The organism is Bacillus sp. FJAT-27245 (assembly GCF_001273955.1).
Classification (GTDB): domain Bacteria; phylum Bacillota; class Bacilli; order Bacillales; family Cytobacillaceae; genus Bacillus_D.
In genome coordinates, this window is the sequence record NZ_LIGI01000001.1 from 3,993,956 (window position 1) to 4,016,320 (window position 22,365).

General features: G+C 46.3%; 20 protein-coding genes and 1 riboswitch. Of the genes, 5 read left to right on the plus strand and 15 right to left on the minus strand.

The annotated features are described in order from the left end of the window. Window positions 1-480 precede the first annotated feature (480 nt). Window positions 481-1,623 carry a PP2C family protein-serine/threonine phosphatase gene (locus ADU24_RS19740; RefSeq protein WP_053368238.1) on the plus strand — a complete coding sequence of 381 codons (1,143 nt, stop codon included), beginning with the start codon at window positions 481-483 and terminating at the stop codon, window positions 1,621-1,623. Window positions 1,624-2,214: 591 nt separating this feature from the next. Here the strand turns inward: ADU24_RS19740 and ADU24_RS23195 are convergent. The 8 genes from ADU24_RS23195 to ADU24_RS19780 form a co-directional block, all read right to left on the minus strand. Further along, window positions 2,215-2,352 carry a hypothetical protein gene (locus ADU24_RS23195; protein WP_156324645.1) on the minus strand — a complete coding sequence of 46 codons (138 nt, stop codon included), beginning with the start codon at window positions 2,350-2,352 and terminating at the stop codon, window positions 2,215-2,217. A 142-nt stretch (window positions 2,353-2,494) separates the two neighbouring features. Continuing rightward, the gene (locus ADU24_RS19750) at window positions 2,495-3,307 is read right to left on the minus strand and encodes a CheR family methyltransferase (protein WP_053368240.1); all 813 of its coding nucleotides are present in this window, start codon (window positions 3,305-3,307) and stop codon (window positions 2,495-2,497) included. A 12-nt stretch (window positions 3,308-3,319) separates the two neighbouring features. After that, window positions 3,320-6,148, minus strand: coding sequence for a response regulator (locus tag ADU24_RS19755; protein WP_053368241.1), 2,829 nt, complete (start codon window positions 6,146-6,148; stop codon window positions 3,320-3,322). Between the two features lie 240 nt (window positions 6,149-6,388). Then, window positions 6,389-6,745, minus strand: coding sequence for an STAS/SEC14 domain-containing protein (locus ADU24_RS19760; RefSeq protein ID WP_053368242.1), 357 nt, complete (start codon window positions 6,743-6,745; stop codon window positions 6,389-6,391). Between the two features lie 204 nt (window positions 6,746-6,949). Next, on the minus strand, window positions 6,950-8,776 hold the full coding sequence (locus ADU24_RS19765) for an APC family permease (RefSeq protein ID WP_053368243.1): 1,827 nt from the start codon (window positions 8,774-8,776) through the stop codon (window positions 6,950-6,952). Window positions 8,777-8,898: 122 nt separating this feature from the next. Beyond that, a riboswitch (cyclic di-AMP (ydaO/yuaA leader) is annotated at window positions 8,899-9,030 on the minus strand. A 236-nt stretch (window positions 9,031-9,266) separates the two neighbouring features. Beyond that, window positions 9,267-10,010, minus strand: a complete 744-nt coding sequence (locus ADU24_RS19770) for a DUF3221 domain-containing protein (RefSeq protein ID WP_053368244.1) — start codon at window positions 10,008-10,010, stop codon at window positions 9,267-9,269. 110 nt (window positions 10,011-10,120) lie between these two features. Continuing rightward, on the minus strand, window positions 10,121-10,459 hold the full coding sequence (locus ADU24_RS19775) for a YmaF family protein (RefSeq protein WP_053368245.1): 339 nt from the start codon (window positions 10,457-10,459) through the stop codon (window positions 10,121-10,123). 90 nt (window positions 10,460-10,549) lie between these two features. After that, a complete protein-coding gene (locus tag ADU24_RS19780) occupies window positions 10,550-11,059 on the minus strand; it encodes a GNAT family N-acetyltransferase (RefSeq protein ID WP_053368246.1) in 510 nt (169 codons plus the stop codon). Window positions 11,060-11,156: 97 nt separating this feature from the next. Between ADU24_RS19780 and ADU24_RS19785 the strand changes: the two genes are divergently transcribed. Then, window positions 11,157-11,984, plus strand: a complete 828-nt coding sequence (locus ADU24_RS19785; protein WP_053368247.1) for a sulfurtransferase — start codon at window positions 11,157-11,159, stop codon at window positions 11,982-11,984. Window positions 11,985-12,151: 167 nt separating this feature from the next. Here ADU24_RS19785 and ADU24_RS23415 read toward each other — a convergent pair whose 3' ends face one another. Beyond that, entirely contained in the window at window positions 12,152-12,685 is a 534-nt protein-coding gene (locus ADU24_RS23415; RefSeq protein WP_197277536.1) for a CueP family metal-binding protein, read from the minus strand. A gap of 304 nt (window positions 12,686-12,989) precedes the next feature. Here ADU24_RS23415 and ADU24_RS19800 point away from each other — a divergent pair, with 304 nt between their 5' ends. Together ADU24_RS19800 and ADU24_RS19805 are read left to right on the plus strand one after the other, a co-directional pair. Then, the gene (locus ADU24_RS19800; protein ID WP_053368250.1) at window positions 12,990-13,310 is read left to right on the plus strand and encodes a YbjQ family protein; all 321 of its coding nucleotides are present in this window, start codon (window positions 12,990-12,992) and stop codon (window positions 13,308-13,310) included. Next, complete coding sequence (locus ADU24_RS19805; RefSeq protein WP_053368251.1) at window positions 13,310-13,540, plus strand: hypothetical protein; 231 nt, start codon at window positions 13,310-13,312, stop codon at window positions 13,538-13,540. The genes ADU24_RS19800 and ADU24_RS19805 overlap by 1 nt, the downstream gene beginning before the upstream one ends. 57 nt (window positions 13,541-13,597) lie before the next feature. Here ADU24_RS19805 and ADU24_RS19810 read toward each other — a convergent pair whose 3' ends face one another. The 6 genes from ADU24_RS19810 to treP form a co-directional block, all read right to left on the minus strand. After that, window positions 13,598-14,506 carry an aminoglycoside phosphotransferase family protein gene (locus tag ADU24_RS19810; RefSeq protein WP_053368252.1) on the minus strand — a complete coding sequence of 303 codons (909 nt, stop codon included), beginning with the start codon at window positions 14,504-14,506 and terminating at the stop codon, window positions 13,598-13,600. A 65-nt stretch (window positions 14,507-14,571) separates the two neighbouring features. Continuing rightward, a complete protein-coding gene (locus ADU24_RS19815) occupies window positions 14,572-15,486 on the minus strand; it encodes a VOC family protein (RefSeq protein WP_053368253.1) in 915 nt (304 codons plus the stop codon). A 288-nt stretch (window positions 15,487-15,774) separates the two neighbouring features. Continuing rightward, window positions 15,775-16,968: a PDZ domain-containing protein gene (locus tag ADU24_RS19820; protein WP_053368254.1), complete on the minus strand. Its 1,194-nt coding sequence runs from the start codon at window positions 16,966-16,968 to the stop codon at window positions 15,775-15,777. Between the two features lie 286 nt (window positions 16,969-17,254). Further along, window positions 17,255-17,971 carry a trehalose operon repressor gene (treR, locus tag ADU24_RS19825; RefSeq protein WP_053368255.1) on the minus strand — a complete coding sequence of 239 codons (717 nt, stop codon included), beginning with the start codon at window positions 17,969-17,971 and terminating at the stop codon, window positions 17,255-17,257. 156 nt (window positions 17,972-18,127) lie between these two features. Next, the gene (treC, locus tag ADU24_RS19830; RefSeq protein WP_053368256.1) at window positions 18,128-19,804 is read right to left on the minus strand and encodes an alpha,alpha-phosphotrehalase; all 1,677 of its coding nucleotides are present in this window, start codon (window positions 19,802-19,804) and stop codon (window positions 18,128-18,130) included. 206 nt (window positions 19,805-20,010) lie between these two features. After that, window positions 20,011-21,432, minus strand: a complete 1,422-nt coding sequence (gene treP, locus ADU24_RS19835) for a PTS system trehalose-specific EIIBC component (protein ID WP_053368257.1) — start codon at window positions 21,430-21,432, stop codon at window positions 20,011-20,013. A 362-nt stretch (window positions 21,433-21,794) separates the two neighbouring features. Here treP and ADU24_RS19840 point away from each other — a divergent pair, with 362 nt between their 5' ends. After that, window positions 21,795-22,058 (plus strand): excalibur calcium-binding domain-containing protein, encoded by a 264-nt coding sequence (locus ADU24_RS19840; RefSeq protein WP_053368258.1) that lies wholly within the window; start codon window positions 21,795-21,797, stop codon window positions 22,056-22,058. Window positions 22,059-22,365 lie beyond the last annotated feature (307 nt).

A 22,365-nucleotide genomic window follows, 5' to 3' on the forward strand; every position in this document is an offset into this window, starting at 1 on the left:
TTAGGGACGAAAAGGCTCCGCGGTACCACCCTACTTGGCAGGTTAGCCTGCCCACTTAACAAAATATGCCCGGTCAAAGCAGCCGTATTTCGAAATTGCCATCGCCCGGATTCGCACCTTCCATCCGGTCTCTTTCTGCTGCTAACGGCAATCCTACTATTACTGCAGGCATCCTATTTACTTTGTGGCTTACTGTAAAGAATATACTTTTTCACACAAACGCTTTTAAGCGCTAAAGCAACTCTACAAAACTACTATACACCCCTTTTCCCTTGCCGTCAAAAAGAAAATAGTACCATAATAGAAATAAGGGTCATGGCACCGACATTACGAAGTGGCATTGCGAAAACAGGTTCACGAATGGCGATAATTTTTGGTAATTGGGTGAAACGGGGTTTTTGCTTGCCGGTTTGGGGTAATGAATAAGGATATAGTTTAAAGAGATAAATTTAGGGTTGTAGCAGGTGAAGGGGTAGGATTATGGCAATTTTGATTGTTGATGATAACCAGGTAAATTTGTTTTTAATAGAAAAGATTTTAAAGCGGGCGGGGTATGAGAATTATCTGTCCTTTACCTCCGCGCGCGAACTGTTTGATTATTTACAGATTGACAGTCCGCATCCGGTTGAACGGCCTGCGGATGTAATTTTGATGGATATTATGATGCCGGAAATTGACGGGATTGTGGCATGCCGGAAGCTGCAGGAGACGCCCCATACGAAGGATATCCCTGTCATTTTCGTTACCGCGCTTGAGGATTCGAACAAGGTCGCGGAAGCACTTGATGTCGGCGGTATGGATTATGTGATGAAGCCAATCAACAAGACCGAACTGCTTGCACGCATTCGTGTTGTCCTCCGGCTTAAGTATGAAAAGGATTGGCATAAGAAGCATGACGAGAAAATCCGCAATGAGCTGGAACTCTCGATGCAGGTGCAAACCAGCCTGCTTAGCGAGCCTGTGAATGATCCAAATTTGAAAATAAAAGCCTCTTATCTGCCGGCAAATACATTGGCGGGCGATCTGTATTATTGGCATAAAATTGATGAAAACCGTTATGCGATTATTCTTTTGGATATGATGGGGCACGGGATTTCAGCATCGCTCGTGTGCATGTTCATTTCCTCGGTACTACGCGATTTAATCCGTGTGAATCCCGATCCCGAGCATGTAATACGCGAACTTAATCGTTGGATGAATTCGCTAAACAGCCGTAACCAGCAAATCCCTTATTATTTCACTGCGGTCTATTCGGTTATTGATGCTGGCAAAAAAACAATTGAATACGTGAATGCCGGGCATCCTTCCGGCTATGCACTTATTGATGGACAGCGGCTTGAAGCTCTCGAATCGACAACTTGCGCGGTAGGCTTTTTTGATGCCATTACCGTGAAAAAAAAGGTCCTTGCATACGAAGGCTCTGCCCAACTGCTTCTTTTTACGGACGGCGTTCCGGAAACTGCTGAAAAAAACGGCCTTGACGGAATGGAGTATTTAAAACTGGCTGCTTCGTCAGAATGGTCAGGTTTAGCCGAGTGCGAACCAATCGACCTTCTTCTTTCTAAAGAGCAGCAATCGTCGGCCAATGACGATATGTGTGTCATATTAATAAAAGCTACATAAGTGAACTACTCACAGAAGCCTGGAAACCAGATCCGGGCTTTTTTTTTTTGCTCAGTTTCAATCATTTGTCAGGAATCCGAATTATGGTTTTTACTAAGTGAATTTTCTTGGGATCCGTGTCCAAAGTTGACTGATCTTTGGACAGCAAAAAAGATTTTCTTGGAATGCGTGTCCAAATGAAGCGGGGATTTGGACAGCAATTGAAGCTTTCGTACCTATGCTGTCTAAATAAGCCAGGGATTCGGACAGCGAATGAAGTTTTCATGAACATAGTTAGGTTTATCCTCATTTGTATTCCACTTACCAGCATTGGAGTAGTTTTTACTATATAGGTTGAAATAAAGATTGGTTTCCAAATGTGAAGGAGGTGGTTGATCTCCGCTCCGGGCATTTCGCTTTCCGCGGGGCGTCAGTGGAGCCTCCTCGTCGCGTTGCTCCTACGGGGTCTCCCCTTGCCGCTCAATCCCGCAGGAGTCTACATGCCTGAGCTCCAATCAACCATCTTCCCAAACTAAAAGGTGTCATTATTAAGTTCAACCTATATAGCATTTGAACCATGTTTATTAGCTTCCTAAAATCACCAATCAGCATTTAAGTCGTGTTTATCAGCATTCGCACACGTTTATCAGCATTCACAGCACTTTTATCAGTATTTGTCCCCCATTTATCAGCACTCACACGACTTTTATCAGCTTCCCAACCACTTATCAGCATCTCCAACCCGCTCACCAGCTTTCCCCCCCCCCGCTTATACAGCACTCCCAACCTATATGTCAGCCTTCACCCCCATTTACCGCCCATCCCTACCTAAACCAGCAGTCTTTCCCGAAAAAAAACACCGCTCTCCGAAGAAAGCGGTGCGTCTTTATTTTCAATTCATTTTCCTGAAAATCTTTTCTGATGCATCAAACTCCACGAAATAGGGATGGACTTCGCTCCGGATGGCTTCCTTGCTGCCAAGCCCGAGGAACCCTCCCTGGCCGAGGCTCGCGTCGATGAGCCTGAGTACGTGGTTTTGAAGGTCCTGGTTGAAATAGATGAGGACGTTCCTGCAGATGACCACATGAAATTCGTTAAATGACCCGTCCGTCACTAGATTATGCTGGGCAAAAATAATTTTTTCCCGGAGCGACGGATCGAGTGTCGCAAAGTGGCTGTCAGCCGTGTAGTATTCGGAAAATGAGCGAATTCCGCCCGCTTGCAGGTAATTTTTTGTATAGTCCTGCATTTTGGACAATGGAATTATTCCCTTTTCTGCGGCTCGCAGGACTTTTTCGCTCATGTCGGTCGCATAGATTTTGACCTTGTCACCGAGCCCTTCTTCCTCGAGCAAGATCGCCATCGAATACGCCTCTTCGCCCGTTGAACAGCCGGCGTGCCAAATGCGGATTTCAGGAAGCCCCTTCAGATGGGGGACGACATTTCGCCGGAACGAAGCAAAGAAGCTTGGATCACGGAACATCTCCGTAACGTTGATCGAGAAATCATCGAGCAATTTTTTAAGGACAGATTCGTCTTCGATCMCCCTTTCCGTGAGGCGGGAGATACCGGGAAGCTGCTCGAGCCTCAGCCGGTTCTGTACACGGCGCATAATGGATGAATTCATGTACTGCCGGAAATCGAAGCCGGAGAGCCTGTAGACCGCCAGCAGCAATAATTCAAGTTCAAGTTCTTCCTTTTGCAAAAAAATCCCCCTCTATCTGGCGAGCCAAACCCTCATTGCTGAAAATAATTGATCTATCTTGAGCGGCTTGCTGATATAATCCGAGGCGCCCGCTTCCAGGCATTTTTCTTTATCGCCCTTCATCGCTTTCGCAGTCAAGGCAATGATTGGAATGTTCCCATAGCGGTCCATTTCCCTTATTTGCTTCATCGTTTCATAACCGTCCATGACTGGCATCATAATATCCATCAGAACGATGTCGACGTTATCGGTCCTGTTGAGAAGTTCCAGGCACTCCATTCCATTCTCAACCGATAGGACATTCATGCCTTCCCTGGCAAGCGCCTTTTCAAGCGCGTAAATATTGCGGTGGTCATCATCGGCGACAACGACCGTTTTGCCGCGAAGGTTATTAAATGGAGGCTCGCCGCCATCATCCGATCCAGCCGCAAGTCCCACGGAACCCACATCCGCGGAAGATCCTGCAGCCACTTCTATACTTGCTGCATCAACTGTCTCCGAAATCATTCCTCTGCCAACGGAGACATTAGTTGCAGCCATTTCACTTTCAGGTCCATTTTCCACTTCAGCAGTCTCCGTCTCCGTGGGTGCAGGGAGGCCATTAGGCAGGCTTGGGATTAGAAGTGTGAAGGTGCTACCCTTACCTTCCTCGCTTTCGACTGTAACCTTTCCGCCAAGGAGGCGGGCAAACTCGCTTGAAATCGATAACCCAAGCCCGGTGCCGCCATATTTCCGCATAGTCGCACCGTCGACCTGCTGGAAAGCTTCAAAAATAAGCCGTTGTTTATCCTTCGCGATGCCAATCCCTGTATCACTGACGGAAAGTTTCAACCATGTATCCGATACTGGATAGGCTGGTATCTCATTCTGCTCGGCCCTTTTTATGCTGGCAATAACAGCGCCAGACTCAGTAAACTTAAAGGCATTCGATAGGAGGTTTTTAACAATTTGCTGCAGGCGCTGTTCATCCGTGTAAAAAAGATCAGGCAAATCATCTTCAATATCGACCATGAATCCGAGACCCTTCCTGACAGCATGGTGGGAGAATAGATGCTCGAGCCTTCCCCCGAAATCTGCGATATTGACTCCATCAAAAACAACTTCCAGTTTTCCGACTTCGACTTTGGATAAGTCAAGGATATCGTTAATAAGGTTGAGCAAATCCTGGCCTGATGTATGGATAACCTTTGCAAAATCCTTCTGCTCATCCGTCAGGCTTTCATCCGAATCTTCCCCCAGCATTTCCGACAACAGCAAAATGCTATTTAGCGGGGTACGCAATTCATGGGACATATTCGCCAGGAATTCGGATTTGTATTTCGAGCTAAGCTCCAGCTCTTTCGCTTTTTCCTCGAGTTCTTCCTTCGCTTTTAGCAGCTCGGCCGACTTGATTTCCGCATCCTTTGTCCGTTCTTCCAGCTGCTCGTTGATCATGCGCAGCTCTTCCGCCTGGGTTTGCAATTCTTCGGACTGTGACTGCAATTCCTCGGATTGGGACTGAAGCTCCTCTGCCTGGGCCTGAGACTCAAGGAGAAGGCGTTCAATTTCCATTCTGCTAAGGGTATTCATTACAGCCATGCCAAGCGTTTCAAATACTTTATTCGCCAGCATTCTTTCAGCCTCGGTGAATGGTTTTAGGGATGCAAGTTCGATAACCGCCACCGTTTCATCCTTGACGAGAACCGGGGCAATTAGGAGGCTTTTCGGCTTCATTTCGCCCAGTCCCGTGGAAATTACTGAATAATCCTCCGGTATATCTTCAATATAGATAGCTTCTTTTTTCACAGCGCATTGCCCGGCAAGGCCTTCCCGGAGCGCGATATCAGCACGGCCTGCTGTTCCGCCCCCGTCAGCATACGAACCTACCTTTTTTAAAGATTGGTTCTCCATAAGGTAAAATGCCCCGAGGCTGGCCCCGACTGCCGGAGCCAGGTTCGCCATCAGCTGTTCGGCAAGGCTCTCAATTTCCGTGCTTTTGTGATACAGATTGATGAGTTCTGCGGATTGGGTTTGAACCCAGTTCTGCTCGGAAATTTCTGCGGTAAATTTCTGTTCCTTCTGGTAGTATGTCTCAAGTGACACAGCCATCGAGTTGAAGGCAGATGCAATCTGGCCAATTTCATCATCCGCCTCAACCTTTATCCGCGGAATTTCGCCAAGATTGCCATGATCAATCATGTTGATGCCTTCAGCAACAGAATCCAATCTTCTGCTCGTGCTGCGGATCACCCAAAGTGTTACACCGGTGATTAAGACCGCTGCGGTAGAAATGGAGATAAATAGCGAGGCAAACAACTGGTCATAGGCCTTGTTGGCACTTTTTAATGACTTGTTCATAAGGCTTTCCTGATACGTTTTAAAATCGTTAACCTTTTTAACCAATTCTCCCTTTTCACCTACAGAGCCATAATAAATGCTTCGCAGGTCCGCTGGTTTCGCACCTGCCTTTAGCCCGGCAACCAGCTCTTTCTCCATCCCTAAATACTCCTGGTAGGCGACATCTATTTCTTTGAGCAAAGTTCTAGACTTCGACTTGCTCAGAATTCCGTCAAGCTTAATAATCGACTCTTGGACAATTTGCTGATTGGACTCCAACAATGGAATCAACGTTTTAAGATTAGGCTCGTTCCCTTCCTGAATCGCATTTACGAGTTCCCTGTCCGTTACGAGCACAGCCTGGCGAATTTTCATAGCTTCATTCACTTTTTCGTACCGGTCCTCGACAATCAACAACATATTCGTCTTGATTTTTCCGGTAAACGATAATATGACAAATAAAAGCAGTATCATAAATAAAAGCGTCAAACCGAGTCCAAAAAATTGTTTCTTTTTAAAAGTCACAGCTATTCCCACACTTTCCCTAAACTTCGGTCTAGTCTTCTATTTATTACTATAACAATGGTGTTAACGTTTATCGAGAATAAAGACGTGATTCCCAAGGATTCTCTAATAAAAGCAACCTCTTCCATGGAGAATGGCCAAATTTGCTTGCAAATCACTCTATAGCAAGTATGAAACCTTTTTAGAGAAAACCGCCACGAAAAAAAGGCTGCGATCTTTCCAGCCCAATCCTTTTTGCACCTATTCCTTAATCCACGCCCAGGCTTCATCTTCCTCGCCATTCGCAAAATGCTTTGCCTCAAGGCCGGGAAGGAATTTCCCAAGCTCTGTCACCGATTCAAGCCACTTCAAATCCGTTACAACGGCGAACTTCCTGAATTGGCCCCACCGTTTCGCATCAAATTTCATGCCATAGGCAAGCCCCATCAGCGTTGTTCCATCCACTTCATGCATTTTTGCAAATATATTAAACTCCCGATGATCGCCAATCGTGCTTTTTACAAACTGCTCCAGCTTTTCGGCATCTTCCCGTGTTGCCGTGCCGGAGAATTCAACAGCGATGGTCGATTCATCCCTGCTAGGAATTATCGTAAGCATTTTGAAGCCTCCCCCAAAAGTGTATCCTTTCTTGAATTCCCCGTTTCAATCGCTTTGAAACTATCAAATTCCTGGCAATTTTATAGAGATTTCACCCATTTTTTCATCAGCATGCATTAATTGAAAAGACGGCCTTTTTTTAAAAAAATGACCGCCTCAAATTTAGATTTATCCATGATAATCGATTGCCACAAAGGCAAGGATTTATTTTTTCAAATGGTAAGGCACGGTTGTAACGATTACGTCACGTCGGTATAGCAGGAACGCTCTAATCAGGAAGCTGGACTGGTTGTGAAGGATGTTGTGCCAGCCTTCTTTCGGGATGAACTGCGGGATGACGACTGATACCCGGTAGTTCGCCTCTCTTGCCTTATGCTCAACTATATCGACGAATTTTGTCAGCGGCTGGATGATGCTCCGGTATTGCGAATGAAGCGTAACGAGGCGGACATCGGGCTGCCATTTCTCCCATTTCTCCGCGAATTTCTTTTCTTCTTCACGGTCGAAGGCGACATAAACCGCAATGATTTGGTCTGCGTTCAGCGACTTTGCGTAGTTCAGTGAGTTCGCAACGACATGGGTAACACCTGCGACCGGGACAATCATCACATTGCCTTCAATTTTGGGGGCGGATTCGCAGGAACCTATCCGCAGCTGGTCGCCAACCGCCTCGTAATGCTTCTTAATCCGATGGAACAGCAATATGATCATCGGCAGGAACACCAGCACCGGCCAAACCTGTGTGAATTTTGTCAAAAAGAACATCAATGACACGATGAACGAAATGGCCGCCCCGGTCGCATTGACGGCAAGCTTCACTCGCCAGCCCGCCGGCTTTTCCCGGAGCCATTTTAAAATCATCCCGCTCTGCGAAAGGGTGAACGGAATAAAGACCCCGACTGCGTAAAGCGGAATGAGGCTTTCGGTATGCCCTTTAAAAATAATGATTAACAGGATCGATGCCAGGCCAAGGGTGATGATGCCGTTGGAATAGCCGAGCCTGTCCCCGCGGATTGTAAACATGCGCGGGATGAACTTGTCTTTCGCCAGGTTGACGGCAAGAAGCGGGAATGCGGAATAGCCGGTATTCGCCGCCAATACAAGAATCAGCGCGGTTGTGAATTGGATAAAATAATACATTGGATTTCTTCCGAAGACGGATTCGGCAATTTGCGAAACGACCGTTTCCTCTGCGTTCGGGGAAATCCCGTAATAATACGCCAGCAGCACGATGCCCGAAAACAGGATCGCGAGAAGCGTTCCCATCGCGGCAAGTGTTTTCGCCGCGTTTTTTGGAGCAGGGTCCTTGAAGTTTGGAATAGCGTTCGAGATTGCCTCCACCCCGGTCAGCGCCGAGCTCCCCGATGCGAATGCCCGAAGCAGCAGGAACAGGGAAATGCCGGCTACCGGGGTGCCGATTGGCGAATGCAGGGCGTCCGTAACCTGCCCTGTTAAAATCCTATACATTCCTGTGCCAATCAGGATGATTAGGGCAAAAACGAACAGATAAACCGGGTAGGAAAGGATGGAAGCCGATTCGGTCACGCCCCGCAGGTTCAGTGTCGTAATAAGCAGGACAAATACGACGGCAATCAGGACGTTATGTGAATGCAGGCTTGGAAAAGCGGATGTTATCGCATCCGTMCCTGCCGACACGCTGACGGCCACCGTCAAAATATAGTCGACAAGAAGCGAACCGCCGGCTACAAGGCCATAGTTCTCCCCAAGGTTTTCCTTCGATACGACATACGCCCCGCCGCCATGCGGATAGGCATAGATGACCTGCCGGTAGGAGAGGATTAACGCCAAAAGGAGCACGAGAACGCCCACCGCAATCGGAATCGAGTACCAGAAAGCGGCCGCCCCGATTGTCACCAGGACGAGCAGGATTTGTTCCGGGCCGTAGGCAACCGACGACAGGGCGTCCGATGACAGGATGGCGAGCGCCTTTGTTTTGTTCAGCTTCTGCTCACCGAGTTCGTTCGATTTTAACGGCCTTCCGATCAAATACCGCTTAATTGAAGATTTCACTTATGTTCACCGCCAGATGTATGAATTGAATTATTCTTTATGAAAAAACACCACAAAAAAATGCCCGCAAGCCATTAACGAATAGACTTGCCGACATTGATCTCCCGTCGTGCAAGCTTCAACTTCCTTCCCAAAAACGCTTGCGAGGTTAGCTGCCGGATTCGGGCCTGTGAGTAGCCCTACCTGTAAAGGATTCACCCCTTGATAAAACAGTTTGGGTCCCCCGCACCATTCGGTTTCAGCGATTCAGAAATTTGAAACTGCTACTTACTATACTCCTGCGGCATTTCGTTGTAAAGATGGAAAATCCAAATTTTTTTAAGAAAATAATGGTTTGGTGAGCAACTTTTTCAGTAAGGGAATTGTACGTTATTTTAAAAGAAAAACACCCTTAAAAAAAGGGTGTCCTCGTTAAATCTTATTGAACTGCCGGCTCTTCTTATTCCGCCTTCCTACCGCAGAATTCATTCAGCAAACGATGCCGGTGTTCTCAATCCTTCTTCTTTAGCGACTCATCCATGATGTAAAGCTCTTTTATGAGGAGATTTGCTGCAGGGGCGGCAACTTTTTTCGTGTCGTACCAAATCTTCACCTTATCTCCGGTTTCTAAAAACCTCGGCAGATTCGATTGTTTTGGGAAATAAATAGGAACACCTGTGTTGCCCTTCTTTTTAAAATAAAGCACTGCTTCTTCCTTATTTTTAAAAAGAGGCACTTTTTCAGCATTCACAAAAAACATTTCCCCCTTCTTAACAATGACATAGCCATCTGTCCCGCATGCGTTCTCTTTCCCGGCCTCGCCCGTATTAAAAGAGCGGAATTTCTCCGATCGTTCCATCCGGTAACAGATTGCCACATCACTGGCCGTGTCGTGCCCATTCCAAAAAACGAAAATAATCTTGCCGGTTTTGCCAAACTGATGGGCTTCCCTGCCGATAAGCGCGATTTCTTTCGATCCGGTGATGTCCCATTGGCCTGTCCTGAACTGAAAGGCGGTATAAGGTTTCCCATCCATTATTCCATCAAAATTTGTCGGCTGTTCACCCCATAGTTGAATTACTTCTTCCTTGTCCATCCCGAGGCGAATTCCTTCGCCTAACTCTTCCAGTTCATCACCCGCATTGCTGCTCCTCGCATAACGGTTACCCTCGCCTTCCCCGCCCGCTAAGGTAAAAAATATACTTGTGCATATTGCCAGCAATAAAACCCCGACAGTTACCACAGCGCTTTTCATGCCCCAGTCCTCCAATTTTCATCTACTAATTAGACGTTTAGTGGGAGGAAAAGATTACTTTTTCAAAAAGAAAAAGCAGCCTGCTTTAAACGCAAGCGCCCTTTATGAGCTTATTTCGTGCCCGGAGCCGGATGGTCGACGCCCCTTACCCGATGGCGGTGGCCATTGTTTTCAGTCGTGTAAAAATCATAGTAGTGGACGTGCATGCCATTGCCAACTGGAATCGCCGGTCCCGAGTATGCCTTGTACTGGTGGTAATGGCCGTCTTCGAAAACAACATACCCCTCCGTATAATGGATATGGCTCCCATCCTGAGACATAATCGGAGGAGATGTCACATCCAGGCATTGATGGACATGGCCGTCACTAACCCCTGTATAATCGACAGACCCGTGATTGTGGTTTGGCACAAATCCTGGCACAAAATCATCTTTTCCCGCCACTCTCATACCCCCTAAAAACATTGTCCTTCTATATTTATTTCCGGAAAGCGGGGAGTATGACAGGTTGGCATGGCCGCTTTGTACAAAGGCTGGTATCTATCCTTTTGGGAAACCGGAATAGATGTGATGGATTTTGTTAAAAATGAATGACTCCTTCTCCAGCGTAAAGCCAATCTTCTCGGCAACCCTTATGGAAGGGATATTGTCCGGAGCAATGATGCTGATTAGCCGTTCTAATCCCAACCGGCGAAAGCCGTACTCCCTGCTTCCCAGGGCGGCTTCCGACGCGTAGCCCTTTGACCAATAGCTCCTGTTGATATGGTAACCAATTTCGACCTCTTCCTTGCCGTCGACAGTTTGCTTCACAAGGCCGCAGTCGCCAATCACCTCATCTGTCTCCTTTAAGCAAACCGCCCATAATCCAAAGCAGTTACGCTTGTATCTCAATTGGTTTCTCGCAATCCAGTTCTTCGTTTGTTCCACACTGAAAGGAGCCGGGTAATGCTTCATTGTTTCCGGGTCTGAAAATAGTGCATGGAGGGGAGGAAAATCTTCATCTGTAAACTCTCTTATATACAATCTTTCCGTCTCATAAATGATCGCCATTCCTTCAGCCCCCATTTATTATTTCATGGATTTTTGAAAATCGTGTAAACTTTGGGTACAAGTGTTTTTTCATTTTAACAAACCTGGGGGAATCCGTGTGAAGCATATCGTCGAAAAAGAATGGCTGCTGAAACAATTAAATGAAGAAGATGTAAGAGTTGTCGATTGCCGATTTTCGCTAGCAAACCCTGAAAAGGGCGGGAACGAGTATAAAGAAGCACATATTCCGGGAGCGGTTTATTTTGATTTGGAAAAGGACCTTTCGGGAAACGTGGCCGATCACGGCGGCAGGCATCCATTGCCTCAACTGGATGGATTGATCGAAAAGCTTGAACAGGCAGGCATCGGGAAAAACACAACCGTTGTGGCATATGATAACGGTGAAGGTGCTTTTGCAGCCCGTTTTTGGTGGATGCTTACGTATTTAGGCCATAATAATGTGTATGTACTCGATGGCGGCTTCAAAAACTGGATTGATGCCAATTATCCTGTTACTGCTGAAGTGCCTGTATTTAATAGGGCTTCATTTCAGCCTGCCATTCAGGACGCTCTTTTGGCCGATATGGAAGAGGTAAAGGCACTTTCCATGGGCCTAGCCGAAAACGCCGTCCTGATTGATTCCCGCGAAGAAAAGCGATATCAGGGCATCGAGGAGCCGATTGATAAAAAGAAGGGGCATATCCCGAGTGCGGTCAACAAACCTTGGATGCATGGGCTTGAGGAAGGCCATTATAAGTCTATCGAAGAACAGAAGAAGAGATTTGCCGACATCGACCCGGAAAAACAGGTTGTGGTGTATTGCGGCTCCGGCGTCACCGCTGTCCCGAACTTCCTCGCATTGAAGGAAGCGGGTTATGAAAATGTGAAACTCTATTTGGGCAGCTTCAGTGATTGGATTTCTTATGAGGAAAATGAGATTGAATAGTTTTCAGGTTAGCAGCGGGAGGTTCCCCGCTGTTTTTAAATAAATGCCGGTTGGCCCGGGCGAAGATGATACAACTTCGGACAACTATGCAAGGAAAAACTGAAAACCTATAAGAATACAAAGAGGCTCCAAAGCGTTGTCCAAGCTTTTGGAGCCCTTTTTAATATTTACATCAGTTGCATGGTTGTAATGCAAGTAGGGTCGTTTTCAAAAGTGGATAGTTCCGCTTCAACCGTTTTCCCACTGTGGGCGATTTTCACATTGTACGTCTGATTACGCGGCAGCCACAGGTCGATAAAGCCGTTCGCCAGCGACTTCACAGTTTCATCAAGCACAACATTGCCTTTTTCATCTTCAATGTAAACGTCAAACTCTTCATTTGCTAATTCGCCTTGACAACCTGTCAAGCTATGGTTCGTTCAAGGATGGGTTGTGCTGACGTATGGCGCAATCGAAACAAAAAACTCGTCTTTTGGAAGATTGTAGACTTTCTCGCTTCCGTCCTTTTTGACAATTAGCTGGCTGGATGTAATGGAAGCTGAGTCAGCCTGCAGTTCATCCGTACTGTATCCCTGCACCATTTCTTTGATATCAATGGCTTCATTCCCTTTTGCACCATTGCTTTCTTTCGAGCTTACACTGCTGCAGGCAGCCAGCGCCAATGCGGCTAATAAACTAATCAACAAAAATTTAAATTTCATCGGCATTCACCACCTTGTCTTTACTATAACAATTATATCATTTTGTATTTCTACTTGTTAATGTTTTCACATAATTTACACTTTTCATAGCCTCGGAAGTAATTGTTTCAGACCCTTTGTTGAAAAAGTTAACCTTACAACTCCATGTTAAATACTTTAATGTAGGTTACAAGGGTAATTAGTTCCTATAATTTATTAATAGCGCAAGTATCAAAGGTTAACAGGCCAGGGTGAATCCTTTTTTTGTAATAGGGAAAAGGAATGTTGTAATCTTTAGCGAAATAGTTAAATGAGGTGATTAAAAATGATAGTCGTGACGACGGAAAAAATCGAAGGGTATCAGGTAAAGGAAATTAAAGGCCCTGCCTTTGGGCTGATTGTGCGAAGCAGGGGATTGGGCGGCGACATCATGGCCGGGCTTAAGGGGCTTGTCGGCGGTGAAATCAAGCAGTACACTTCCATGCTTGAGGACTCAAGGAAGGAAGCAATGGACCGGATGATCCGGAACGCTACAGCTATGGGCGCCAACGCCATCATCATGATGCGCTTTGATTCCGGGGAAATTGGGCAAAACATGAGCGAAATCGTCGCTTATGGCACTGCGGCCGTGGTGGAGAAGCTTTAATGGGCTGGCTGATTGCGGCAGGTTTTTACGGGCTGCAACTCCTCGGCGTCATTGTCTGCATCCTGCTTGGCTATTTCATTTATGACAAGCGGTACAAGAAGAACCAGGGGGCAAAAGTTCCCGCCGGGTTTATAGCGACTGACGAAATCAACGTGGATCCCGTGACCGGGGATAAGACAAGGGTGTACTTCAACCCTGAAACAGGCGAGCGGTTTTACAGGAAAATTTAAGGTTTAGGCAAGAAAAGATGCTCACGGTACAAGGTATCCGGAGCATCTTTTTTGATTCTAATTTTCCCTTAAAACATACCATCTCGGGACCATGCTTCTAAAGTCATCGTGATCATCCATAACCTCAAGGGAGTATTTTAATAGCCTTTCATAGTTGTTCCCACCTAACTTCCTCCCCCAAACCAAAGCAGAAACGATATGCATGGCACTATAGTATGTAAATAGTTCCCAAAACGTTTGATCTAAAATTTCGTTTCCATGATATCCATCTATAATTCCCTTTGTAAATTCGATGCTTACCTTTTTTGAAAAGAACCCAAGTTTTTGTAAGTCATGAATCGGGTCTCCCCAATCCATTCGCTGAAAATCAATAATCCCGGAAAATTTGCGATTATTAATCAGTAGATTGGAAGGATGGAAATCATCATGCTGGAAAGTGTTTGGCCTATCTTTCATTAGTGATTCATTTTCCGTTATATATTTTTCAAGGATATTTTTCATTTCGGGATCCAAATCCAATTTACTGAATTCAGCCAGGTACCGGTCACTTTTTTTCTTTTTAAAGGAATACCAGGTTGGAGTTTCAGCTGGAGCTTGCAGCTTATGGAGATTCCTAAGCTCTTTTCCCGCCTGGAAACCTGCTGAATATTGTTCCTCTCCTGTTAAATTTCTTAATTCTTCCTCCGCGTCGGCCCCAGGCAGAAAGGTTAGGATCATATAAGATCGATCGCTATTTTCAACTCTCCCAAACTCCAGCCCACTCGGCACATACTTGGAATATTCAGCTAGTGCTTGAATGGTATCGAATTCTTCTCTCCTCTTTTGTTCGTTGTCACTTGGAAAAATTCTTACAAGATACTTTCCGTCAACAACAAACTTTTCATCGTCTGAATACCCTTTGTTTAGCTTTGTAATAGACTTGGCGTCTTGCAGGAATGGAATAGATTGATCAATACATTTTTCCATTGAATCACTCTCACTAAATTCAAGTTTTAAAACTTACTTTCACCTAAAGCCTACTTGGTCTCTACTTATCCCCTGTATGCTTCCTCTAATTTCTCTAGATCAAACTTTTTCATTTTCAAAAATGCATTCGTTACACGGGCAATCTGCTCAGGTGTTCCCTTGCTCATTCTCTCATTCATATTGCTCGGTATAATCTGCCACGATATGCCATACTTATCCTTCAGCCAACCGCATTGCTCTGCTTCAGGAACGGCCGAAAGCCTTTCCCAGTAGTAATCAATCTCTTCTTGCGTGTCGCAGTAGACAATAAATGAGATTGCCTCGTTAAAACCGAATTTATGCTCATGCGCGCTATCCATTGCGGTAAACCACTGGCCTTCAAGCATGAATTCAGAGAACATGATTGTTCCTTCTTTATCAGGTTCCATGCCTGCAGGGTAACGGGCGATAAGGCCCTGTTTAGCGTTCTTGAATACCGTCAGATAAAAATTAATCGCTTCTTCCGCCATGCCGCATTTATCGCCGACAAACAAAAATGAAGGTATTATTGCAGGCCGCTCTTCCCCTTCCGGATTGGTAAGGATCAACTGCCAGGACAAATCAAACTTATCCTGGATCCAGCCATACCACTCACTGAACGGATACTTACCAAGTGGCATTAACCCGGTGCCCCCTTCGGATAACTTGTTCCAAACCTCAGTTAATTTTTCTTTCGCATCTTTATCCCGCGATGGATCAAAATTGACGAAAAAAGACACCGAAGGATTGATCTTGAAGTATGGCCCTGCACTAATAGCCATAAACTTCTGTCCCCAAAGCTCAAATGAAACTAGATCGGCGTCGCCTGATGGTGTGTCGTGGAGTGTTCTTACGTTTGTAATTCTTGAGTCCGGAAATATGGAAGCGTAAAACTCCGCGGCCTCTTTTGCCTCCTTGTCATACCATAAATGCGGAACAATTTTTTGATTAGTTTTGGACAACGTAATTCCTCCTAAATTTTGATACGACGATAAAAATTCCAAGTGGAGTTTCATTGCAAATTATTTTACCACCTTCATCCTGTTATAATTTCTTATCATTTGCTGAATTCTCTATTCTCATCTATCGAGTCATATGCTACCAATTATTAAAAAGAATTCAACACACCGCCTCTTAATCCTTCCTTGAAAACCCCTACTAATAGGAAAACTCCAAAAAAAAAGCCCTTCAAGATTATAATCTCAAAGGACTGCCTTATTTCAAAAATTCACTAAGATGACCTAAATTTATTAAACCGCCTTGTCATCCCACTTCCTGTCATCATGGACGAAAAGGATGCCCAATTCGTGATGATCATTTTCATAGAGTGCGCGCTGGACGAAACGGATTTGTCCGTTTGTATCGAAAACCTCCAGCTTGCAATGGGCGCGGTTTTGGAGAAGCGCCTCGTATAAATCATTTTCGTTGCTAACCGGTAGGCCGTTTGCCTTGCTGATCAGCTCGCCGACTTTCAGGTCCATTTTGTCCGCTGGCGAATTTGGAAGGACGCCAAGGATCATCAAGCCCTCATTTCTTCGCGCAAAATAGAATGGACGGTTCTCTTCCTTCACTTTTCGGAAAAACGCTATCGCTTCGCGTCCGAGGATGGCAAGGGCCGCCGCGCCAATGGCTGCAACCGGGTACCAGTAGCCGGCTATTGAAACGAGCAGGGCAAGCACCCCGAGCGTTGTCACATTTTTCCCATAACCCTTAACAGCTTCAGCCGGAAGCATGCCCTGGATTTGCTGGTGCAAGCCGATTGCGAATGGGACGAGGAACAAGGAATACGTGTTTTCGCCGATGGTAAACACGGGCCACCAGTCGAATGGCAATGTGAGGGTGCTCCCCGGAATGAGCAGGAACACGGGTACGAGCCATAGCCTTCTTGCTTCGTGGACGCCGACCCGCTGGCCGCGTTTGCTGGTGATGAGTTTCGGCGAGGTTGCGATGCTTCCCCTTTTTAAAATCAAGGTTCCTTCGGCGATGAGCAGGAGGGCGAGCAGGACGGCGAGGGAGGGGTAAATCCTGCCGGAAGCGGCTTCGAATGCTTCACGGACGAATGGGACATTGAAGCTTTTCCCCCCCAGGTAAATAAGCGCGAAAAACGCGGCGCCAACCGTGTAGGCAGGGCCGATGAGGCGCATATTTCCGGTCAGGCTGAAAAGGAGCGTGAAGAGGGCCGCAAGCATGATGGCCGCAACCGGCACAGCAAGTCCGGACGCCAGCGACACGAGCGACAGGACAAGCCCGGCAATCAGCCCGGCCGGCACCAGCTGCCTAAGCTCGAAATACGCATCCTGCGCCCTGACAGTGAAATTCTTGCGCTCCCGCTTGACCCGGCTTACTCCAAGCACGGCCGCCAGGAAAAACACATAATAGAAAACTGGATGCAGCAGCATCCTCCCTATTCCTTTCAGCACTTCTATACCCCATTGCTCGATCAAATCCCGCACCGCCCTGTATGTAAAATATCGTTAAATTTTTTGTTTTAAGTATGACTCATTCGTAAACCATTTGATTTACTACCATTCTATCAAAAAAGGACAGTAAAACATATTGCTAGATTCTTTGGCAAGTGAAAAAATTCAGTTATTCACCAATTCCTATGAATTCATGGAAAATGGCAAAAAGCCGTCGAGGACGGCTTTTTCATTGTTAATTGAGTTTGCCAGTGGTTTCGAATGAAAGAAGGAGGAAAAAGTGGTCATTTTTTTAAAAACGCTATCCACCCTACCTGCTCCTCCTCGCAAAATCGACGAACCTGAATTTGTCGAGGCGATGCCTGGACTCCGTGAATTCAATTACGGACGCATTATCGAGGAAAACATTGTTGCGGACGACAACGATGTGGTCATATCCTTTCAAATCAAGGTAACGGCGATCTTCTTCCGTGCATTCCTCGACAGTGATTTCCTTCCGGGCAAACGAAATGTTCAGTTTCAATTCACCTTCGATGTACTCATAAATGCTGTCTTCGCAGATTTCCTTCGTCAGCCCCGGTACGATTTTTTTTACGAAAAACGACTTATCGAGTATGATGCGCTCGCCGTCCTTTTCACGGGTTCGCGCTACCTTCCATACTTCCTCCCTGGAAGGAATTTTCAATTCGTTTTGCAAAAATCTGTCCGGCTTCATGGCATACAATTCATGGACGGTCGTGCTGAATGCTTTGCCAACTTTTCCGGCGACCTCCTTGAAGCTAGTTAGGCCGGAAACCGGGAAGTCGAAGCGGCCAATGTCGAGTACGACCGACCCTTTTGCCTTTATTTTTTGGATATAGCCATTCTGCGAGAGGAGGTTGAGCGCCTTGCGAATCGTTTCCCTGCTTGTCTCATAGATTTCCGCTAGCTCGTTCTCCGACGGCAGTTTTGTGAGCTTTTTAAGAGCACCGCTTTCAATTTTGGCGGCAATATCCTGGTAGATGCTATCGTATTTGTTCTTTACCATGGCTCTCACCCGGCTCTATAAAATTGGGAGGCAGTATCGCCTGCCTCCCGTTCATTGTAGCATTGCTGCTTTTTGTTATGAAGAAGCAACCTAATTCGTTTTCTCCGTGGAACAATAGCTGTGAAACAAGATTTTTCGGACGGCACTGTCCGTATTTTACTTTTTCAAATGGAATGCAATCGATTCATACGGGCGCAATGTGAAACTACGGTAATTTTCTGGATGGTCTTCGTAATTGGAGATGAGCACGTTGGCTTCCCCGCCATCACGATCGATTCGGACGTCATTCGGAAGTTCAAACTGCACATTTTCGCCATAAAAATTATGCACAACGAGCAGGGTTTCGCCGTTCCATGAGCGTGTGTATGCGAATATCCGCGGGTCATCGGCAAGAATGAGCTTGTAATCCCCGTGCGTAATAATGTCGTATTCTTTCCGCAGTCCAATCAGTTTTTTATAATGGTAGAAAACAGAATCGCGGTCCTCAAGGGCTTTTTCCACATTGATTTCCGGATAATTTTCGGCTACGCCAATCCATGGGGTCCCTGTCGTAAAGCCGGCGCTCGGGGAACCATCCCATTGAACCGGGGTTCGCGAGTTGTCACGCGATTTGCTTTTCAGAATCTCGAGTATTTCCTTTTCATCCATGCCAGCGGCTTTTTTTAACTTGAAAATATTCAGGGATTCAACATCCCGATAATCGTCAATTGATTCGAAACCAGGATTCGTCATCCCAATTTCTTCACCCTGGTAGATGTAAGGCGTCCCCTGCATCATATGGATGGTTGTCGCAAGCATTTTCGCAGATTCGACCCGGTATTCACCGTCATTGCCGTAACGGGAAACAACCCTTGGCTGGTCGTGGTTGCACCAGAATAGCGCATTCCAGCCGCATCCCCGGTTCATTTCCTCCTGCCAGGTGGACAGGATTCGTTTCAATGCAATGAAATCAAAGTCGGCAAGCGTCCATTTATCGCCGCCCTCATAATCGACCTTCAAGTGATGGAAGTTGAAGGTCATGCTGAGCTCCTTGCTCTCCGGGTTGCTGTACTGGATGCAATTTTCAATTGTCGTCGAAGACATTTCACCAACGGTCATGCTGTCGTATTTGGAAAATACCTCCCGATTCATCTCCTTCATGAACTCATGGACGCGCGGGCCGTCTGTGTAGAAGCGGCGGCCATCGCCTTTATCATCGTTCGGGAAGCTTTGGTCTTTGGAAATCAGGTTGATAACATCAAGCCTGAAACCATCGACGCCTTTTTCAAACCAGAATTTCATCATCGCGTAGACCTTCTCGCGGACTTCTTCATTTTCCCAATTGAGGTCGGCCTGAGTAACATCAAACAAATGCAGGTAGTACTGCCCGGTTTGTTCATCGTACTCCCATGCGTTGCCGCCAAACTTTGATTCCCAGTTCGTCGGCGGTCCGCCATCGACGCCGTCCTTCCAAATATAGAAATCGCGGTACGGGTTGTCCTTCGATTTGCGTGATTCCTGGAACCACGGATGCTCCGTGGACGTGTGGTTGACAACGATATCCATGATTAGCTTGATGCCGCGTTTGTGGGCTTCATCAAGAAGGCGATCGAAATCGTCCATCGTGCCGTATTCCTCATGAATCGAAAAATAATCGCTAATATCATAACCATTATCGCGCTGTGGCGACTTATAAATCGGCGTCAGCCAAATCACATCCACGCCAAGCTCCTTCAAATAATCCAGCTTGTCAATTATACCCTGCAAATCCCCAACGCCATTTCCCGTTGTATCCTTAAAACTCTTCGGATAAATCTGATACACAACCGACCTTTTCCACCACGGTTCCCTCATGCTGATCACCTCATTTGTAATGGTTCCTTACTGGTGCCAGCCTTAACTCGGCCTGGCACCCTGGTGGGACAAAAAATGTCCAGGTTTGGCGCCTGGCACCCAAGTGGGACGAAAAACGTCCAGGTTTGGTGCCTGGCACCGTCAATTTAACACGTTCAATCTAACTTGAATGAATTTATCGCTATTCAACTTCCAACGGTCAGTTTTTAAGCAAGTTCGCCTTTACGGGCTTTTGTTTTTCCCCATACGTAGGTTAGGGCGAGTGGTACGACGATGGAGATCGCCATGCCAATGAAAAACGGCGCCCATTTTTGCGGAACGATAGACAGGAAGCCTGGTAGGCCGCCTACACCAATCGATGGTGCAATGACTTTATTAAGGGTAATGAACATTCCGGCAAGCGCCGCGCCAATCATCGCGGAGATAAAGGCAAAGCGGAAACGGAGGTTCACCCCGAACATAGCCGGCTCGGTAATTCCCAAATATGCGGAAACCGCGGAAGTTACAGACAAGCCTTTCAATTTCTCATCCTTCAGCAGGAACATCATGGCAAGCGCCGCGGACCCTTGTGCAACGTTTGACATAACGAGGATTGGCCATAGGAATGTTCCGCCTGTGCTTGAAATCAGCTGCAGGTCAACCGGCAGGAACGTATGGTGCATACCGGTTACGACAAGCGGCGCATACAGGGCTCCATAAACAAGTCCTCCAATCGCCGGAACCGTATCAAAAATGCCAGTGAACAGATTTGTAATCCATTGGCCGATTGTAAAAGTGATCGGACCAATAACGATAAACGAAAGGAAACCAGTAACCAAAAGCGCAATCGGCGCCACAAGCAACAGCTGGAACGCATCTGCGATCTTGCTGCGCAGGAAGCGTTCAATTCTCGCCAATACATACGAAGCAACAAGTACCGGCAATACCTGTCCCTGGTAGCCGACCTTCTGGATCTCTAGCCCGAACAGGTTCCATGTTGGAATATCTCCTTCAGCCTTCGCCGCTCCCCAGCCCCAGGCATTTAAAAGATCCGGGTGGACAAGCATCAAGCCGAGCACGATTCCAAGCAGCGGACTACCGCCGAACCTAGTCACCGCCGACCAGCCAATCAATCCCGGCAGGAATACGAACGCCGTATTGGCAATCAGGTTGATAATGGAAGCGAAATCACCGAAATTCGGGTGAACGTCTACAAATGACTTTCCTTCATAAAATATCCCCTGCCCTGTAAGGACGTTGTTAATCCCCATCAATAAACCCGCAGTAACAATCGCTGGCAAAATCGGGATAAAAATATCAGCCAACGTCTTGATCGCACGCTGAAAAGGATTCAGGTTTTGCGCCGCAGCGTCTTTGATTTCCTGCTTGCTCGCGTGGGCAATGCCCGCCTGCGAGGCGAGTTCATTGTACACCTTGTCGACAGTTCCCTGGCCAATTACCACCTGGTACTGCCCGCTTGCTGAGAACGAGCCCTTCACAAGATCAATTTTTTCAAGTTCTTCCTTATTTACCTTGCTCTCGTCCTTCAGCGCAAAACGCAGCCGTGTGACACAATGGGTTGCGGCAGCGATGTTCTCTTTGCCTCCGACTGCTTCAATAATTTCGGAAGCCGTTCTTTTTAAATCCATTCTTTTCCCCTCCTAAAAATAAATGAATGACAGCGTTTTCTTTTTATCGATTATAAATCCTGCCTTCATGCAGTTTCCGTACCTATCCCAGATGGCGGCGAATCAGTAGGATGGATCGCATTTAATCAGGTTTCCTACATACAAGCAAACGGATTCATAATTTTGGATATGACTAACATGTATATACAGGTTACATCATTAAGTATATCCTGTATATACAAGTTGGTCAACAATAGGGAACTATATTCAATCCATGCACCGTGGTAATTCCTTGGACTTCTTCCTTTTATTACAATTGACCGTTGTTTACACTATCTTCATATTGTAAAATGAAAGGGAATAAAGCTTAAGGAGCTGGTAATTTGGCAAAAGGTTTGAAGATTATCCTTTCATCCGCTTTGTTTTTTGGACTAGCCTACGGATCTGCGACCATAGCAGAAGGCGCTGCAAAAAAATATGCCAATTGCACAGAATTGAACAAAGATTACAAAGGCGGCGTTGCAAAAGACTCCAAAGTTAAAAACATAGGAGGGAAAACGCGCTACCAACCATTTGTCTCCAAAGAGCTATACGAAGCGAACAAATCAAAAGACCGCGACAAAGATGGCATTGCCTGCGAACGTTAATTCCGGAGTCCAACCTGGGGCTCTTTTTTGTTTTTATAAAATGAACGTCCTCAAGCAAGCGGTTCCATATCGAAAAATAGGCTCCACCACCCGAAACGGTTCATAAAAGCTCCCTTCCAGTTCATAAATTCTTTTTTCGGTTCATATTCGACAAAACTTGGTTTATAAATCCAAAAACAGGTTCATAAATCCTTACTACCTTTTCATAATCACCAACAAGACGAGCGAACCACTTTTCAAACCCAATACCCACTCAAATTCTCTCTCCAGTTCAAGGCAGCCCCCCAATTTTCGTGAAACAATTAGC

Coding starts and splice junctions, on each gene's coding strand:
- ADU24_RS19740 (WP_053368238.1), top strand. CDS start 481: ATGGCAATTTTGATTGTTGATGATAACCAGGTAAATTTGTTTTTAATA.
- ADU24_RS19760 (WP_053368242.1), bottom strand. CDS start 6,745: ATGCTTACGATAATTCCTAGCAGGGATGAATCGACCATCGCTGTTGAA.
- ADU24_RS19770 (WP_053368244.1), bottom strand. CDS start 10,010: ATGAAAAGCGCTGTGGTAACTGTCGGGGTTTTATTGCTGGCAATATGC.
- ADU24_RS19775 (WP_053368245.1), bottom strand. CDS start 10,459: ATGAGAGTGGCGGGAAAAGATGATTTTGTGCCAGGATTTGTGCCAAAC.
- ADU24_RS19780 (WP_053368246.1), bottom strand. CDS start 11,059: ATGGCGATCATTTATGAGACGGAAAGATTGTATATAAGAGAGTTTACA.
- ADU24_RS19800 (WP_053368250.1), top strand. CDS start 12,990: ATGATAGTCGTGACGACGGAAAAAATCGAAGGGTATCAGGTAAAGGAA.
- ADU24_RS19805 (WP_053368251.1), top strand. CDS start 13,310: ATGGGCTGGCTGATTGCGGCAGGTTTTTACGGGCTGCAACTCCTCGGC.
- ADU24_RS19810 (WP_053368252.1), bottom strand. CDS start 14,506: ATGGAAAAATGTATTGATCAATCTATTCCATTCCTGCAAGACGCCAAG.
- treR (WP_053368255.1), bottom strand. CDS start 17,971: ATGGTAAAGAACAAATACGATAGCATCTACCAGGATATTGCCGCCAAA.
- treC (WP_053368256.1), bottom strand. CDS start 19,804: ATGAGGGAACCGTGGTGGAAAAGGTCGGTTGTGTATCAGATTTATCCG.
- treP (WP_053368257.1), bottom strand. CDS start 21,432: ATGGATTTAAAAAGAACGGCTTCCGAAATTATTGAAGCAGTCGGAGGC.